We start from the raw sequence: 16559 nt of genomic DNA on the forward strand, positions 1-16559 counted from the left end.
GGTTCGGTTCGGTGGGGTCGTGAGGAACGGGCCTGCTCAGCCCGGGATGTGACGGGCCGTCAGGTCGAACAGGCAGCGGTCGGCGAAGCGCTCGACGGCCCGGTCGAACAGCTGCCGGTCCAGGTCGGCGCGCTCGGCGGCGGTGAGCACGGACCGGCCGGGCAGCCGCCGGTCGAGCCGGTCGAGGGCGGCCAGCAGGGCGGCCTCGTCCTGGAGTTCGGGGCGCGGGCCGCCCTGTCCGTGCCACCACACGCCGAGCACCGCGGCGGCGGCCAGCACCACGGTGTAGCGGCCGGCCGCGGCGTGGGCGCGCGGGGACGCGCCGATGGTGATGTCCTGCGGGGCGAGCGCCCGGCACTCCTCGCGCAGCGCCGCCAGCTCGTCCCGGAAGCGGGCGGCCAGCCGCCCGGCCGGGCCCCGGCCGCCGAGCCGCTCGGCGGTCTCGACCAGGGTCGCGGCCAGGCCGTCGGTGTGCGGCGAGCCGGCCGCGAGCAGGCCGAAGTCGAGCTCCGGCAGGTCGGCGTCCAGGTCGAACAGCCCGGCGGGGGCGGGCGCGGAGGCGAACCAGGCGCGCCGGGCCAGCCGGGGCAGCTGCGGCAGGACCGTCACCAGGCAGGCCGAGCGGGAGGCGTGGCCGAAGGTCGCCGGGGCGACGTCCCGGGCCATCTTCTGGAACACCGCGTACGGGCCCTCGCGCAGGTAGGACTGCGCGCCGAGGACGCCGCGCAGCTCCTCCAGGGTGTCCAGCAGCATCCGGGAGGCCAGGTACTTGGACGCCGAGGCGAGCACCGGGGTCTCCTCCGGCAGCACCTGCAGGGCCCGGACCACCACCGTGGTGAACGCGTCCACGGCCAGCAGGTCGGCGAACGCCCGGCCCAGCACGGTGCGCACGTACGGCAGGTCGGCGGCGGCGCCGCCGTACAGCCGGCGCTCCAGGGCGAAGCCGACGGCGGTGCGCAGCGCGGTGTCCAGCGGGCCGACGCACATCGACGGGATGATGCTGCGGGTCAGCTGGAAGGACTTCAGCGCGGTCTCGATGCCCCGGCCGGGCTCGCCGAGCAGCGCGCCGTCGGGCACCGGGCAGTCGGTGAACCGGCCGCCGCCGAGCTGCACGCCGCGCATCCCGGAGCTGGGGAAGCGGTCCAGGTAGCGCAGCGCGCCGTCGGGCAGGCCGTCCTTGCGGACGAAGAACTGGCTGTGGCTGCGGCTGCCCCGGGCCTCGTCGGTGCGGGCGAACACCACCAGGGCGTCGGCCCGCCGGAAGTTGGTGACGATCTCCTTGGTGCCGTTCAGCAGCCAGCCGCCGCCGGGCGCCGGGCGGGCCGCGAACTCGGCGTGCGCGAAGTCGTTGCCGTGCGCGAGCTCGTGGTAGACCGAGGCGATCTTGCGGTTGTCCAGCAGCATCCCGGCGGCGGTGCGCCGCTGCTGCTCGTCGCCCGCGCTCCACAGGTTGACCGAGGCGATGAACGAGCTGAACCCGTAGCCCAGGCCCAGGCAGGGGTCGCGGCGCCACAGCGTGCGCAGCGCGGCCGCCAGCCGGTCGGCCCGGCCGAGCCGCCCGCCGTGCCGGACCGGCACGAACTCGGCGTTCAGCCCGAACGCGTCGAGCCGGCGCTCCCCCTCGGCGAACATCTCCTGCCGCTCGTCGGCGGCCAGGATCCCGGTGAAGCCGACCGGGTTGGCCGCGTCCCACGGGTCGCCGAGGGCGGCGTCCAGCAGGTCGGCCGGGGTCTCGGTGACAGTGATCACGACTGGTCCTCCGTGGCCAGGGGCGTTCCGAACGGGGTGACGGGGGTGTGCTCGCGCACGCCGCGCAGCACCGCCGCCGCCATCCGGTCGGTGAGCAGGTCGTCGTCCGCGGCGGCGGCCGGGGCCTCCCGTTCGAGCCGGGCGGCGAGCCGGCCGAGCAGCTCGCGCAGGGCGGCGCGGATCCACAGGGCGTCCTGCCAGAGCGGCTCGTCCGGGTGGCCGGCCCGGTTGGCGTGCCACAGCCGCAGCGCGGCGGCCGCCGCGTACAGCAGCTCGTAGCCGGCGGCGAGTTCGTACGCCTCGTGCTCGGGGTGGGCGGCCGGGCGGACCTCGGCGAGCCGCCAGTGCAGCTCGTCGGCCAGCCCGACCAGGTCGCGGACCTGGTCGAGCAGCGCCTCGGGCGCGCCGTCGACCGCCAGCTCGGCGGCCAGCGCGGGCAGCGACTGGACGGTCGAGCAGCCGGTGCGGGAGAGCAGGGCGAGCGCCGTGCGGTCCAGCGGGCGGGGCGGGGTGCCGGCGGCGGCGGCCTCGGCGAGGCCCTCGGCGTCTGCGGTGCCGGCCGCGAAGGAGCGCACCAGCCGCGGGAACTGGAGGGCCAGCGCGTTGCGGTTGACCGGCGTGGAGCCGTCGAAGACCGCGACGATCTGGTGGTCGCGCCAGACCTTCTGGAACGCCCCGTCCCGGTACACGTCGGTGAGGAAGGAGCGCGAGCCGAGCAGCTCGGCCAGCTCGCCGATCACGCCGTCGACCAGGGTCGGGGCGAGGCCCTTGACCACCGCGGAGACCACGCTGAGCTCGCCGGTCAGGGCGTGCGCGGAGCGGACGCCGGTGATCGCGGCGGCCTCGGTGGCCGCCAGCAGCGCCCCGCAGCGGGCCAGCACGGCGCGCACGTGGGCCCGTTCGGCCAGCGGCTTCTGCTGGATGATCCGCTCGGCGGCGAACTCCGCGGTCAGCCGCAGCGCGTGCTCGCCCGCGCCGAGCGAGAGCGCCGCGCACATGGTGCGGGTCAGCTGCAGGGCGCGCAGCACCGTCTCGGTGCCGGTGCCCTCGGCGCCGAGCAGGGCGTCGGCGGGCAGCACGGCGCCGGTGAACTCGATGCCGGAGATGTCGACGCCGCGGATGCCGTGGGTGCGGGCCTTCGGCAGCGGGCGGTGGGCGGCCGGGTCGAGGGCCGCCTTGTCGACCAGCAGCAGGCTGTGGGCGCGCGGGTGGCCCGGCTCGCCGGTGCGGGCCAGCACGGTCAGGTGGCTGCCCCGGGTGGCGTTGTTGATCGGCCACTTGGTGCCGTCCAGCCGCCAGCCGTCGGTGTTGTCGGTGTTGTCGGTCCCGTCACCGCTGCCGCTGCCGGTGCGGACGGCGGTGGCCTCGTTGGCCAGCAGGTCGGCGCCGTGGCCGGGCTCGGACAGCGCCCAGGCGACCCGGGCGCCGCCGAGCACCCGCCCGGCCAGCTCCCGGCACTGCCGCTCGCTGCCCGCGATCCACACCGGGGCGGTGCCCAGGTAGGTCTTGCCGTGGGCGACGGCCAGCGTGAGGTCGCGGCGGGCCAGGGTGCGCCACAGGCCGAGCAGCACCTCGTGGTCGGTGAGCCGGCCGCCGTGCTCGGCGGGCACGTAGTGGGCGGGCAGGCCGAAGGCGTCGAGCAGGGCGAGCGGGCCGGCCGGGAACTCCTCGTCCCGGTCCAGGGCGGCCAGCAGGGCGGGGGTGAGCCGCTCGGCCAGCAGGCCGTCCAGCTCGTCGGCGACGGCGACGGCGGGGGCGGTGGCGGTGGTGCTCACGCGGCACCCCCCAGCGGCAGCGGCTCGGCCGCGGTGTCGGCGGCCTCGGCGGTGCCGGCGGCCTCGGCGGGCAGCAGCATCCGGACGGCGGGTTCGAGTTCGGCGTGCACCACGGACAGCGCGCCGGCCAGGAACTCCTCGCGCATCGCGGTGCGCTGCACCTTGCCGCTGGTGGTGCGGCGCACCGAGCCGCGCCGGACCAGCACCACGTTGCGCATCGGGGCGCCGAGTTCGGCGGTCAACCGCTGCTTGACGGCGGCGGCGACCTCGGCCGGGCCGTTGCCGCGCACCCGCGGGTCGATCTCGTGCACCAGGACCACCCGCTCGTCCGGGGCGGGCACCGGGAAGGCGGCGCCGAAGAAGCCGTTCAGCGCGGGGTGGGCGGCGCGGGCCTCCTGTTCGAGGTCCTGCGGGAACAGGTTGCGGCCGCGCAGGACCAGCATCTCCTTGAGCCGGCCGGTGAGGAACAGTTCGCCGTCGAGCAGGGTGCCGAGGTCGCCGGTGCGCAGCCAGCGGCGGCCGTCGCCGTCGGCGGTGCGGGCGCCGAACACCTCCTCGGTCAGGTCGGGGCGGTTCCAGTAGCCGGAGCCGACGCTGTCGCCGCGCAGCCACAGTTCGCCGACCGCGCCGTCGGGCAGCACCCGGCGGGTGTCCGGGTCGACGATCCGGGACTCGAAGCCGCCGGGCAGGCCGAGGCCGACCAGCGGGCGGCCCTGCTCGGCGGGCCGGACGGTGCCGCGCTCGGCGGCGGCCGGGTCGACGGTGCGGACGGTCGGGTCGGTGCCGGGGGCCTTGGCGCAGACGAAGACGGTGGCCTCGGCGAGGCCGTAGCCGGGCGAGACGGCGGTGCGGGCCAGGCCGGCCGCGGCGAACCGGTCGGCGAACGCGGTGAGGGTGGGGGCGTGGATCGGCTCGGAGCCGTTGGCGAGGAACTTCAGCGCGGACAGGTCGAGTTCGGCGAGGTGCTGGTCGGTGACCAGCCGCAGGCACAGGTCGAAGGCGAAGTTCGGGGCGGCGGTGACGGTGATCCGGTGGCGGTCCATCATCCGCAGCCACTCGACGGGCCGCTTGACGAACTCGGCCGGCGGCATCAGCACGCTGGTCGCGCCGAGCAGCAGGGCGGTGCTGAGCTGGGTGAACAGGCCCATGTCGTGGTGGAGCGGGATCCAGTTGCCGAAGCGGTCGTCCGGGCCGATCCCGCAGTCGGTGCTGAAGGCGCGGGCGTTGGCCAGGATGTTGCCGTGGCTGAGCATCACGCCCTTGGGGGTGCCGGTGGAGCCGGAGCTGTACTGCAGGACGCCGAGGGTGTCGGGGCCGGTGTCCGGCAGGTCCGGCAGCGGGCGCGGGCCGTCCGCCGGGCTGTCGCCGACCGGGGCGACCGCCTCGACCGGGACGTCCAGGTCCTGGGTGAGCAGCCACTCGCAGAGCGCGGCCCGGTCCTGGCCGGTGGCGAGGACCAGCCCGGGGGTGCAGTCGCGGACCACGGCGGCGACCCGCGCGGTGGCGTGCGCCGAGCCGCCGGGGACGGGGACGGGCACCGCGACCAGGCCGGCCAGCAGGCAGCCCAGGTAGACCTCGACGAACTCGGTGGAGGTCGGCAGCGCCAGCAGGACGCGCCCGCCCGGGGCGAACCGGTCGGCCAGCGCGGCGGCCCGCAGCCGGGCCCGGCGGTGCAGTTCGGCGAAGGTCAGCGATTCGGGGGCCGGTCCGGCGGAGCCCCGGTGGATGGTCAGCGCGGTCCGGTCGGGGTGCGCGGCCGCCCGCGCGGCGAGCGCGTCGCCGACGTTGCGGTGGCCGAAGAAGTCGGTGGTCATGGCCGTCTCTCTCGGTGGTGTGGGTACGGGCGGGGGGCGGTGCGCGGTCAGCTGCCGTAGCCGCCCCAGGCGACGAGCAGGGCCGCCCGTTCCCCGGCGGTGAGGATGTCGATGTCCCCGACCCGCTCCTCGGGGTGGTCGGCGATCAGCTCCAGCAGGCGGCGGAAGCGGTCCAGCACCTGTCCGGCCTCCTCGCGGCCGTAGCAGTCGGGCCGGTGGCCGAGCCACAGCCGCAGGCGCGGGCCGGGGATCACGGCCATCCGCAGCGGGTAGTGGGTGCCGTCCCGGGCGTCCAGGGCGGTGAGCCGCAGGCCGCCGGGCAGGGCGTCGAAGGCGTCGAGGTCCACGGGGTAGTTGAGGCAGACGGTGGTGGTGTCGAACAGCGGTCCGACGCCGGCCAGCCGCTGGATGTCGGCCAGGCCCAGGTGGTGGTGGGCGGCGAGCCGGTTCTGCTCGTCCTGGAGGCGGACCAGCAGCTCGCCCAGGCTCTCCTCGTCGCGGAGCGCGACCCGGACCGGCAGGGTGTTGGTGAGCATGCCCACCATCCGTTCCACGCCGGGCAGTTCGGCGTCGCGGCCGGAGACGGAGGTGCCGAAGACGACGTCCTCGGTGCCGGCCGTCCGGGCCAGGAACAGGCCCCAGGCGGCCTCCACCGCGGTGTTGAGCGTCACCCCGAGGGCGCGCAGCCGGCGCTGGAGCCGGTCGGTGGCCTCCTCGGTGAGCTCCTCGCGCAGCTGCTGCTGCGGCACCGGCTCGCCCTCGGCGGCCTCCGGCACCAGGTGGGTGGGGCCCTCCAGGCCGGCGAACGCGGCCGCCCAGGCCCGGCCGGCCGCGGCGGTGTCCTGCCCGGCCAGCCAGGCCAGGTACTCCCGCACCGGGCGGGCCGGCGGCAGGTCGGCGGCCCCGGCGTACAGCGCGAACAGCTCGTCGAGCAGCACGGGGGTGGACCAGCCGTCCCACAGGATGTGGTGGTTGGTGAGCACCAGCCGGTGCTGGTCCGCGCCCAGTCGCAGCAGCAGGACGCGCAGCAGCGGCGGCGCGGCCAGGTCGAACGGGCGGGCCTGCTCGGCGGCGGTGCGCCGGTCGCGCTCGGCGGTCCGCTCCGGCTCGGGCAGGCCGGACAGGTCGGCGGCGCTCCAGGGCGGTTCGAGGCCGTCGCGGACCAGTTGGACGGGCCGGTCCAGGCCCTCGTGGCAGAAGCCGGCCCGCAGCGCGGGGTGGCGCTCCAGCAGCCGTCCGGCGGCGGCCCGGAGCCGGTCGGGGTCGAGCGGGCCGCGCAGGTCGGCGACCAGCTGGGTGAGGTAGGCGTCGCTGTCGCGGCCGTCGATCAGGGTGTGGAAGAGGAAGCCCTCCTGGAGGGGGGTGAGCGGCAGCACGTCGGTGAGGCCGGGGTGGGCGCGCTCCAGGGCCTCCAGGCGGCCCTGGTCGAGGCCGGCCAGCGGCACGTCGGCGGGCACCAGCCCGGCGGCGCCGGGCTGGTCGGCGGCGGCCGGGAGGGCGGCCAGCTCCTGCTGCCAGAGGGCGGCGAGCCGGTCCGCGCCGACGGCCTCGAAGCGGTCGGCGGGGCCTTCCAGGGCGGCGTGCAGTTCGGGTCCGGCGGCGCCCTCGTGGGTGATCGCGGTGATCTCCAGGGCGTGCGCGGCGGGCATCCGCGGGTCGAAGCCGTCGACCAGCGGGCCGTCGCCGGGCAGCAGGTCCCAGTCGAAGCCGCGGTCGCCGGGCAGCCGGCCGAGGTAGTTGAAGGCCAGTTCGGGGGTGCCGGCGAGGCCGTCGGCGCCGTCCAGGTGCCGCAGCAGGCCGTGGCCGAGGCCGTCGCCGGGGCGGGAGCGCAGCCGGTCCTTGACCAGTTTGAGGGCGCGGGCCGGGTCGTCGGCCGGGCCGGGCGGCAGCGCGACCGGGTGCAGGGCGGTGAACCAGCCGACGGTGCGGGACAGGTCGGCGGCGGGCAGGCCGACGGCGTCCTCCTGGCGGCCGTGCACCTCCAGGTCGAGCAGCACGTCGCCGCCGGGCTGCCCGCGTTCGGCCCGCAGCCGGGCGACGGCCCGGACCAGCGCGGTGAGCAGCAGTTCGTCCGGTCCGGCGCGCAGCGCGCCGGGCAGGTCGGCGAGCAGCCGGGCGGTCGGGGCGGGGGGCAGGGTGAAGGCGGTGCGGCGGCGCGGGCCGGGGGTGAGCGGGCCGGAGCCGGGGTCGGGGGTGGCGGCGATCCGCTGCCAGGCCGGGAGTTCGGGCCGGCGGTCGGCGGCGGTGGCGGCGAGCCGGGCGGCCCAGCCGCGCAGCGAGGTGGTGGCGGGCGGCAGGTCGGGGGTGCGGCCGGCCCGGGCGGCGGCCTCGGCGGCGGCCAGGTCGGGCAGCAGGATCCGCCAGGAGACGCCGTCGACGGCCAGGTGGTGGACGACCAGCAGCAGTTCGCGCCGGTCGGCGAAGTGCACGGCCTGCAGGACGGTGCCGCCGGCCGGGTCGAGGCGGTCGCGGGCGGCGGCGGCCTCGGCGGCCCGGTCGGCCCCGGCGGGGGCGGTGCGCAGGCCGACCGGGACGGTCCCGGCCGGGCGGACCGCGGCGGTCCAGTCGGCGGCCAGCGCGATCCGCAGCGCGTCGTGGTGGTCGGTGAGCGTCCGGAGCGCGGCGGCCAGCGAGTCCGCGGTGGCGTCGGCGGGGGTGCGCAGCAGCACGGACTGGTTGAACCCGGCGACGGCGGCGGTCCCGGCCCCGCCGGCGAGGGCGGCCAGCCAGCGCAGGATCGGGGTGGGGGCGATTTCCCCGGTCCCGGCCCCGGCGGGTTCGGCGCCGGCCGCCGGGTCGGTGCGGGCGACGGTGGCGAGTTCCTCGGGGGTGCGGTGGCGCAGCACCTCGCCCGCGGTCAGCCGCAGCCCCTCCTCGCGGGCCCGGGCGACCAGTTGGATGGCCTGGATGGAGTCGCCGCCGCAGTCGAAGAACGACTCGTCGGCGCCGACCGGCCCGGTGCCCAGCACGTCGGCGAAGAGCCGGCACAGCAGCGCCTCGACGGGGGTGCGGGCGGCCTTGCCGGCGGCCCGGGCGGCGAAGTCGGGGGCGGGCAGCGCCCGGCGGTCGACCTTGCCGTGCGGGGTGAGCGGGAGGGCGTCCAGCAGTAGCACGGCGGCGGGCACCATGAAGTCGGGCAGGGTGCGGGCGACGGCGGCGCGCAGCGCGACCGGGTCGAGCGCGGTGCCGGGCCGGGCGACCGCGTAGCCGACCAGGCGGCGGTCGGAGGGCTGGTCGCCGTGGGCGGCGACCACGGCCTCGGCGACCCCGTCGACGGCGGCCAGCGCCGCCTCGACCTCGCCGGGTTCGATCCGGTAGCCGCGGATCTTGACCTGGCCGTCGGCCCGGCCGAGGAAGTCCAGCCGGCCGTCGGGGCGGCGGCGCACCAGGTCGCCGGTGCGGTACATCCGGGTGCCGGGCGGGCCGTACGGGCAGGGCAGGAAGCGTTCGGCGGTCAGGCCGGGGCGGCCGAGGTAGCCGCGGGCGGTGCCGGCGCCGGTGGCGTACAGCTCGCCGGCGGCGCCGGTCGGGACGAGGGCGAGGTCCCCGTCGAGGACGTGCAGCCGGGTGTTGGCGATCGGGCGGCCGATCGGCGGGGCCTCGTCGGCGGTGAGCGGGTCGCTGCCGGAGACGGTGCAGGACATCTCGGTGGGCCCGTAGTGGTTGCGCAGGGCGCGCCCGGCGGACCAGCGGCGGACGGTCTCCGGTTCGACGCTGTCGCCGCCGACCACCACGGAGCGCAGGGCGGGCAGTTCGGCGTCGGGCAGGGCGGCGAGCAGCACCGGGGGCAGCGTCATGTGGGTGGCGCGCCGCTCGGCGAGGAAGGCGACGAGTTCGGCGCCCAGCGGGAGTCCGGCGGCGGGCGGCAGCAGCAGTTCGGCGCCGGACAGCAGGCACGGCCAGATCTCCTGCACGGCGGCGTCGAAGCCGGGCGACAGCAGCTGGGTGACCCGGCTGCCGGGGCCGAGGGCGAGCCGCTCGAGGTGGTCGAGGACCAGGTTGACCACGCCGCGGTGCGGGACGACGACGCCCTTGGGGGTGCCGGTGGAGCCGGAGGTGTAGATCAGGTACGCCGGGTTCTCCCGGTCCGGGACCGGGAGGGCGCGATCGGCGTCGGCGGTCCCGGGGGCGGGCAGCAGCAGCCGGGGCGCGCCGGCCGGGAGCCGGTCGGCGGTGTCGGGCGTGGTGAGGACCAGCGCGGGGGCGCTGTCGGAGAGCAGTTGGGCGATCCGCTCGGCCGGGTAGCCGGGGTCGACGGGCAGGTAGGCGGCGCCGGCCCGGACCACCGCGAGCAGGGCGGTGATCGACAGCGGGGAGCGCGGCACGGCGACGGCGACGAAGCTCTCCGGTCCGATGCCGCGGGCGGCGAGGGTGCGGGCCAGGGCGAGCGAGTCGGCGTCCAGCTGCCGGTAGGTGAGGCGGTGGCCGTCCTGGGAGACGGCGACCGCGTCGGGGGTGGCGGCGGCCTGCCGGGCGAACAGCTCGGGCAGGCAGGTGTCGGGCAGCGGCCGGTCGGTGGCGTTCCACTCGTGGAGCAGCCGGTGGCGTTCGTCCGCGCCGAGCAGGTCGAGGGTGCCGAGCGGGGCGGCGGGGGCGGCGAGCGCGGCCCGCACCAGCCGCAGGAAGCGGTCGCGGTGGCCGAGCAGTTCGGCGGTGTCGAAGTGGCCGGGGTGGGCGTCGAAGGCGATCCGGGCGCCCTCGCCGCCGTCGGCGCGGTCCTGCACCGAGACGGTCAGGTCGGGGGCCGGGCCGGAGGACAGGTTGACGGGGGTGGCGGGCCGGTCGCCGAAGCCGAGCCGCGGGTCGTGCGACATCAGGTTGGCCATCGTGCCGATGAAGCCGACGTCGCTGCCGGACAGGCCGAGCGCGGCGAGCAGGTCCTCGTGCCGGAAGCGCTGGTGGGCGAGGGCGGCCCGGATCTCGGCGTCGGCGGCGGGCAGCAGCGACTCCAGTGACGTCCCGGCGGTGACGGCCAGCCGCAGCGCCACCGTGTTGGTGACCATCGCGGGGGTGCGGCGGGCGGCGGGGGTGGTGCGGGCGGCGACCGGCAGGGCCAGCACGACGTCCTCGCGGCCGGTGGCGCGGTGCAGGTAGGCGGCGGTGAGCGCGACCAGCACGGTCAGCCAGCTGGTGCGGCCGGCCCGGGCGGCGGCCCGGACGGCCCGCATGGTGGCGGGGTCGAGGGCGGCGTCGGCGCGCAGCCGCTGGGCCCGTTCCCAGGCGGCGGGGCCGGCGGCGGGTTCGGTGCGCACGGCGCGGCCGGTGAGCCGGGCGGGCATCGGGCGGTCGGCGAGCCGTTCGGTCCAGTAGCGGCGGTCCTCGGCGTACTGCTCGGAGCGGCGGTAGGCGGCGTCCTCCTCGACCAGCACCGCGAGCGGTTCGAACGGGGACGGGCCGACGGGCTCTCCCGCGCGCAGCGCGCGGTGGACGGCGGCGAGCCGGCCGAGGACCAGGGAGTAGCCGATGCCGTCGGCGACCACGTGGTGGTAGCGGTGGTGGACCCAGTGCCGGTCCGGGGCGAGGCGCAGCAGGGCGGCGTGCGAGAGCGGCCCGGCGGCCAGGTCGACGGGCTCGTCGAAGCGGGCGCTCAGCCAGGCGCGGGCGGCGGCCTCCGGGTCAAGGTGGTCGGAGAAGTCGTGGAAGGCGGCGGGCGGGGCGGAACCGGGGTCGACCAGCTGCCAGTGGCCGTCGGCGTCCTCGCCGACGGCGTGCACCTGGAGGGCCTGGCACTCGGCGACGACGGTGCGCCAGGCTTCGGCGAAGGTGTCCGGGTCGACGGGTTCGGGGACGTCCAGGTACTCGCCGATGGTGAACCGCAGGCCGGTCGGGTCGAGCTGGTGGGCGGCCCAGACCCCGGCCTGGGCCGCGGTGAGGGGCAGGCGCACCGTGTTCGGGTGGGACATCTCAGCTCTCCACGAGGGGTCGGTCGGCGGTCGCGGCGATCGGGGCGCCGTGCCGGGCGAGGGCGTCGGTGAGCAGGGCGGCGAGGAGTCCGGGGCACTCCTCGGGGTAGAAGTGGCCGCCGGGCAGTTCGTGCTGCTCGAAGGCGCCGACGGTGTGCGCGGACCAGCGCCGGGCGTCCTCGGGGGTGAAGCGGGCGTCGCGGTCGCCGCCGACGGCGATCACCGGGCAGCCCAGCGGCGGGCCGGGCTGGTGGCGGTAGGCGTCGGCGAGCAGGAAGTCGCTGCGCAGCATCGGGAGGGTGAGCTGCCACAGCTCCTCCTCTTCCAGCCGGTCGGCGCCGGACCCGCCGAGTTCCCGGATGAAGCCGCGGACGGCCTCGTCGTCGCCGGCGAAGTCGAGCCCGGTGGGGCGGCAGGCGTCGGGGGCGCGGCGGGCGGAGGCGAACAGGGCGAGCAGCGGCGACGGGAAGCGCGGCCGCAGCAGCCGGGCCGTCTCGTACGCCACGGTGGCCCCCATGCTGTGGCCGAGGAAGGCGGTGGGCCGGTCGAGCCGGGGCGCCACCTCCCGGTGGATGTCCGCCGCGAGCGCGAGCAGGTCGGTGGCGAACGGCGCCAGGTAGCGGTCCTGCCGCCCCGGGTACTGGACGGCCGTCAACTCGACGTCGGCGGGCAGCAGTTCGGCCAGCGCGCGGAAGGAGCTGGCGGCGCCGCCGGCGTGCGGGAAGCACACCAGCCGCACCGCGGCGGCGGGCCGCGGCAGGAAGGTGCGCAGCCAGGGGGAACGGCCCGGGGCGGGCTTCTGCGACAGCATGGGGTCCGGCTCCTCAGTCGCCCGGCCCGCCGGTGGCGGCGGCCGGGTCGTACAGGTCGGTCATCGCCACGGCGATCCGGCGCGGGCCGGTGAACGGCTCGCGGCCGTGGGCGGCGAGCATGTTGTCGACCACCAGGATGTCGTCCTGCCGGTAGTCGAAGCGCCGGGACGCCTTGCGGTAGCAGTCCCGCAGGTGGTCGGTGACCTCGCGGGGGATCGGCGCGCCGTCGCCGTAGTAGGTGTTGCTGGGCAGGCCGTCCTCGCCGAACAGCTCCAGCAGCCCTTCGGCGACGTCGGGGGCGAGCGTGCTGTGGTGGAAGAAGGTGATGTGGTTGAACCAGACCCGCTCGCCGGTCTCCGGGTGGGTGTGCACGGCCTCCCGGCGGGCGACGGTGCGCAGCCCGTCCTCGCCGGTCCACTCGGTGCGGATGCCGCGCTCGGCGCAGTAGGCGTCGACGGCGGCGCGGTCCCCGGTGTTGAAGACGGAGCTCCACGGGACCCCGAAGCCGGGGTGGAAGTTGCGGACGGCCTGCCAGCCGCGGCGCTCGAACTCGGCGCGCACCTGCGGGTCGACCAGCCGGTGCACCTCGCGGACGTCGGCCAGCGGGGTGGCGCCCTGCGTCTCGGCCGGGACGTCGCAGTAGAAGTACAGCAGGCGCGGCCAACTGGCCTGGTAGGAGTTCTCGTTGTGGAGGAAGATCTCCTCGTCCGGCGGGTAGTCGGTCGAGGTGTAGACGTTGCCCGCGATGGTGGAGCGCGGCGAGGAGCGCTCGGCGTACCTGAGCGGTTCGCCGGACAGCGCCCGGACGGCGTCCTCGAAGCCCGCGACGCCGCCGACCGGGAAGCCGCGCAGCAGCAGCGCGCCGTCGACCAGCAGCCGGCGGCGCAGTTCGGCCCGCCGGGCGGTGATCGTGGCGATCAGGTCGGGGCCGCCGGGCCGGTGCTCCACCAGGTGCGGCAGCAGGGCCTGTGCCGGGGCCTGGGTGGTGGTCATGCCGCGTCCACCGCCGTCCGCAGCTGCTCGGCGCGGGCGGCGTCGGCGGCGCTGTTGCTCATCGCCACCAGGACGCGGCGGCTGCCGGTGAACGGGCGGCGGCCGTGGCCGACCATGACGTTGTCGATCAGCAGCAGGTCGCCGGCGTTCCAGTCGACGTCGACGGCCGAGTCGAGGCCGCGGTCGCGGATCTGCAGCACCCACTCGGCGGGGATCGGCGAGCCGTCGGCGAAGGTCACCGACTGCGGCAGGTCCTCCGGCGGGAGGATCCGGGCCAGGGTGGCGGCGGTCTCGTCGCCGAGGCCGGCCGCGTGCCACTGGTCGGCCTGGTTGAACCAGACCTCGGTGCCGTCGACCGGGTGCCGGGTGGTGGCGCGGCGCAGCTGGGTGATCCGCAGGGTGCCGTCGGCCTTCCACTCCCAGCCGGCCTCGGCGCCCGCGAGGAACTCCTCGACGGCGCCGCGGTCGTCGGTCTCGAAGGTCTGCTGCCAGCTCTTGCCGAGGCCGTAGCCGTCGTGCAGGTTCTGGGTGTAGCGGACGCCGCCCGCGAAGGCCTCGCGGACCTCGTCGTCGAGCGCCTCCAGCCAGCGCACGCCGTCCACCACGGGGGTGGCGCCGCCGGTGGCCGGGGCGACCTCGCAGTAGAACGCCAGGCGGGCGGGCCACTGGTGGGCGTACGACATCTCGTTGTGCATCGAGATGGTGTACTCCTGCGGGTACTCCGTGGAGGTGTACACGTTCTTGCCGACCTTGGTGCGCGGCGAGTTGCCGTGCACGTAGGCGAGCCGGTTGGGCAGCAGCAGGTCGAGGGCGCCGTCGAGCTCGCCGGGCGCCACGCCGAAGCCGCGGAACACCACGGCCTTCTCCTTGACCAGCAGGTCCTCCAGGTCGCCGTGGTCGCGCAGGTGGGCGAGCAGGCCCTCGGCCGTCGCGGCGGCGCCGACGTCGGACGGTCCGATCTCCAGCGGCCGCCAGTTCAGATCCGCGTTCATGGGTCCTCTCTCTCCAGTAGGGCCGTTGCGTCCGCGACCTTTCCAAAGCGGCCTATTTTTTCCCGGTATCCCTTGCGCCCCACGGGTGCTGCGCACACGCAGGAGGGCGCCGGCCGCGACTGCGGCCGGCGCCCTCCTGCGGGGTGGCGGGGCGGGTGCTACCCGATCACCTCCCGGCCGCTGCGGACCGCCGGGCTGGCCAGCGCGAGCAGTACGATCAGCGCCATCACGGCGCCCGCGCCGAGCGCGGTGTGCGCCGGGCCGAGCGCGGCCAGCAGGAAGCCCGCCGACAGCGCGCCCAGCGAGTTGGCGCCGGAGGACGCCAGGACGGCGAAGCTGGCCGCCCGGCCCTGTAGCTCGTCCGGGCAGATCCGGGCCTGGTAGACGCCCGCGGTGACGTTCATCGCCGCGCCCACGCCGCTCATCCCGGCGTACAGGCCGGCCAGCGCGAACGGGTTGGCGGTGAACGCGACGGAGGCCATCAGCACCGCCCACAGCGCGAAGGACACCGTCATGATCGCGGCGGGCGAGAAGCGCTTCATCCACCACGAGCCGGACAGCGCGCCCAGCACCCCGCCGAGCCCGGAGACCACGCCGATCGCCCCCAGCACGGCCGGCGAGCCGCCGGCCCGCTGCACGGTGACCACCAGGGTCAGGCCCATGATCTGGAACAGCACGTTCGTCCCGGCGACCAGCGCGACCGCGGCCCGCATGAAGCGCTGCCCGCGCAGCCAGTTGAAGCCCTCGGCGATCTCCGCCCGCAGGTCGCGCGGGCGGTCCGGGCGGCGCGGCTGCTGGAACTCGGTGCGGATCGCCACCAACCCCAGGTAGGCCCCGATCCGGCCGAGGCCGGACAGCGCGAACGGCAGCCACGGCAGCACGGTGAACAGCGCGCTGGAGACCGGGTTGCCGAGCAGCCCGGCCGCGTGGCCGCGCGACTCGTTCTGCGACAGCGCCGCCGACAGGTGGTCCGGGTGCACCACGTTGCGCACCGCCGCCCGCTCGGCCAGCCGGTAGAAGATCGCCGCGCTGCCCTCCACGAACGCCGCCGCCATCACCAGCGGCACCCACACCGCGCCGAGCACCAGCGAGGTCACCAGCGCGGCCATCGCCACCAGCGCGGCCAGGTCGCAGGCGATCATCAGCCGCCGCCGGTCGAACCGGTCGACCAGCACCCCGGCGGGCAACTGCACCGTCAGGTTGGGGAGTTGGGCGGCGAACGCGACCAGTCCGGCCTGGGTGACCGAGTGGCCGTGCCACACCATCAGCATCGGGTAGGCGACGGCGCTCAGCCGGCCGCCGAACTGCGAGACGCCCGCGCCCAGCCACAGCAGCCGGAAGTCCCGGTTGCGCTTGAGCGGCGGCACCGGCTCGGCGGCCTCCTCGACCTCGACCGGAGCCTCGGCCGCCTCGACGGCCTCGGCGGCGTCGGCGGGGGCCGGGGCGGTCTGCTCCTCGACCGCGGGTTCCTTGAGCATGCTCACTGCGCCACTGCCTCTCCGGTCCGGTTCCGCGCGGCGGTCCCGGCGGTGCCGCTGCGGCACCACTCGAGCACGGCCATCGCGCTGTACATCTTGTTGGCGGCCTGGTCGAAGGCGATCGACCGCGGCCCGTCCAGCACCTCGGCGGCGACCTCCTCGCCGCGGTGGGCGGGCAGGTCGTGCATGAACACCGCGTCCGGGCTGTCCCGCCACAGCTCCGGGGTGACGGTGAACGGCGCGAACACCGCCCGCCAGCCGGGGTCGGGCTTGCTGGTGCCGGTGGTCTGCCAGCGCGAGGTGTAGACGGCGTCGAAGCCGCCCCGCCGGCCGTCCATGTGGTGCAGTTCGGTGACCTCGGCGCCGGAGCGGGCCGCCGAGCGGGCCGCCCGCTCCCGGACCTCCGGGCTCAGGCCGTAGCCGGGCGGGGTGCGCAGTTCCAGGACGGTGCCGGGGAAGCGGGACAGCGCCAGGGCGAGAGCGGCCGCGGTGTTGTTGCCCTCGCCGACGTACAGCACCCGCAGGCCGTCGATCCGGCCGAACTGCCGCAGCAGGGTGGTGAGGTCGGTGAGCGCCTGGGTGGGGTGCTCGTCGGCGCTCATCGCGTTGACCACGGACATCCGGTCCTGGCCGGCCCAGCCGCGCAGCTCGGCCGGGTCGCCGCTGGTGCGGGCGACCAGGACGTCGAGCATCCGGGAGAACACCTGGCCGGTGTCCTCGGTGGTCTCGCCGGTGTTGAGCTGCAGGTCGTCGGGGCCGAAGGCGATGATCTTGGCGCCCAGCCGCAGCGCGCCGGAGGAGAACGCGGTCCGGGTGCGGGTCGAGGTGCGGCGGAAGTACACGCCGACCACCTCGCCCTCGAGCGGGCCGGTGGGCGGGACCAGGCCCGCGGAGTAGGAGGCGCCCCGGGCGGTGATCCAGCGCAGGTCGTCGTCGGTCAGGTCGTCCAGCGAGATGAGGTGGCGTGCGGTCATGAAGGGCTCCTTCACGCGGGTGACGGGGGGATGCCTGGGGGTCGGGGCGGGGCCGGGGGTCTCCCGGCC

9 protein-coding genes are annotated in these 16559 nt (G+C 76.6%); all 9 read right to left on the minus strand.

All coding sequences use genetic code 11. The features are described 5' to 3' along the window. Positions 1-36: 36 nt before the first annotated feature. Positions 37-1749, minus strand: a complete 1713-nt coding sequence (locus EDD39_RS03440; protein WP_123553318.1) for an acyl-CoA dehydrogenase family protein — start codon at positions 1747-1749, stop codon at positions 37-39. Then, positions 1746-3524 (minus strand): acyl-CoA dehydrogenase family protein, encoded by a 1779-nt coding sequence (locus tag EDD39_RS03445; RefSeq protein WP_123553319.1) that lies wholly within the window; start codon positions 3522-3524, stop codon positions 1746-1748. Before EDD39_RS03445 ends, EDD39_RS03440 begins: the two co-directional genes overlap by 4 nt. After that, positions 3521-5338, minus strand: a complete 1818-nt coding sequence (locus tag EDD39_RS03450; RefSeq protein WP_123553320.1) for a fatty acyl-AMP ligase — start codon at positions 5336-5338, stop codon at positions 3521-3523. The genes EDD39_RS03445 and EDD39_RS03450 overlap by 4 nt, the downstream gene beginning before the upstream one ends. A 47-nt stretch (positions 5339-5385) precedes the next feature. After that, entirely contained in the window at positions 5386-11241 is a 5856-nt protein-coding gene (locus tag EDD39_RS41890; RefSeq protein WP_123553321.1) for a non-ribosomal peptide synthetase, read from the minus strand. 1 nt (position 11242) lies between these two features. After that, complete coding sequence (locus tag EDD39_RS03460; RefSeq protein WP_123553322.1) at positions 11243-12052, minus strand: thioesterase II family protein; 810 nt, start codon at positions 12050-12052, stop codon at positions 11243-11245. Between the two features lie 13 nt (positions 12053-12065). Beyond that, the gene (locus tag EDD39_RS03465) at positions 12066-13046 is read right to left on the minus strand and encodes a TauD/TfdA family dioxygenase (protein ID WP_123553323.1); all 981 of its coding nucleotides are present in this window, start codon (positions 13044-13046) and stop codon (positions 12066-12068) included. After that, a complete protein-coding gene (locus EDD39_RS03470) occupies positions 13043-14038 on the minus strand; it encodes a TauD/TfdA family dioxygenase (protein ID WP_123553324.1) in 996 nt (331 codons plus the stop codon). Before EDD39_RS03470 ends, EDD39_RS03465 begins: the two co-directional genes overlap by 4 nt. Before the next feature lie 158 nt (positions 14039-14196). After that, positions 14197-15516, minus strand: coding sequence for an MFS transporter (locus EDD39_RS03475; RefSeq protein WP_123553325.1), 1320 nt, complete (start codon positions 15514-15516; stop codon positions 14197-14199). 2 nt (positions 15517-15518) lie between these two features. Next, positions 15519-16490, minus strand: coding sequence for an ornithine carbamoyltransferase (locus EDD39_RS03480; RefSeq protein WP_123553326.1), 972 nt, complete (start codon positions 16488-16490; stop codon positions 15519-15521). Positions 16491-16559: the final 69 nt, after the last annotated feature.

The organism is Kitasatospora cineracea, assembly GCF_003751605.1.
GTDB lineage: Bacteria > Actinomycetota > Actinomycetes > Streptomycetales > Streptomycetaceae > Kitasatospora > Kitasatospora cineracea.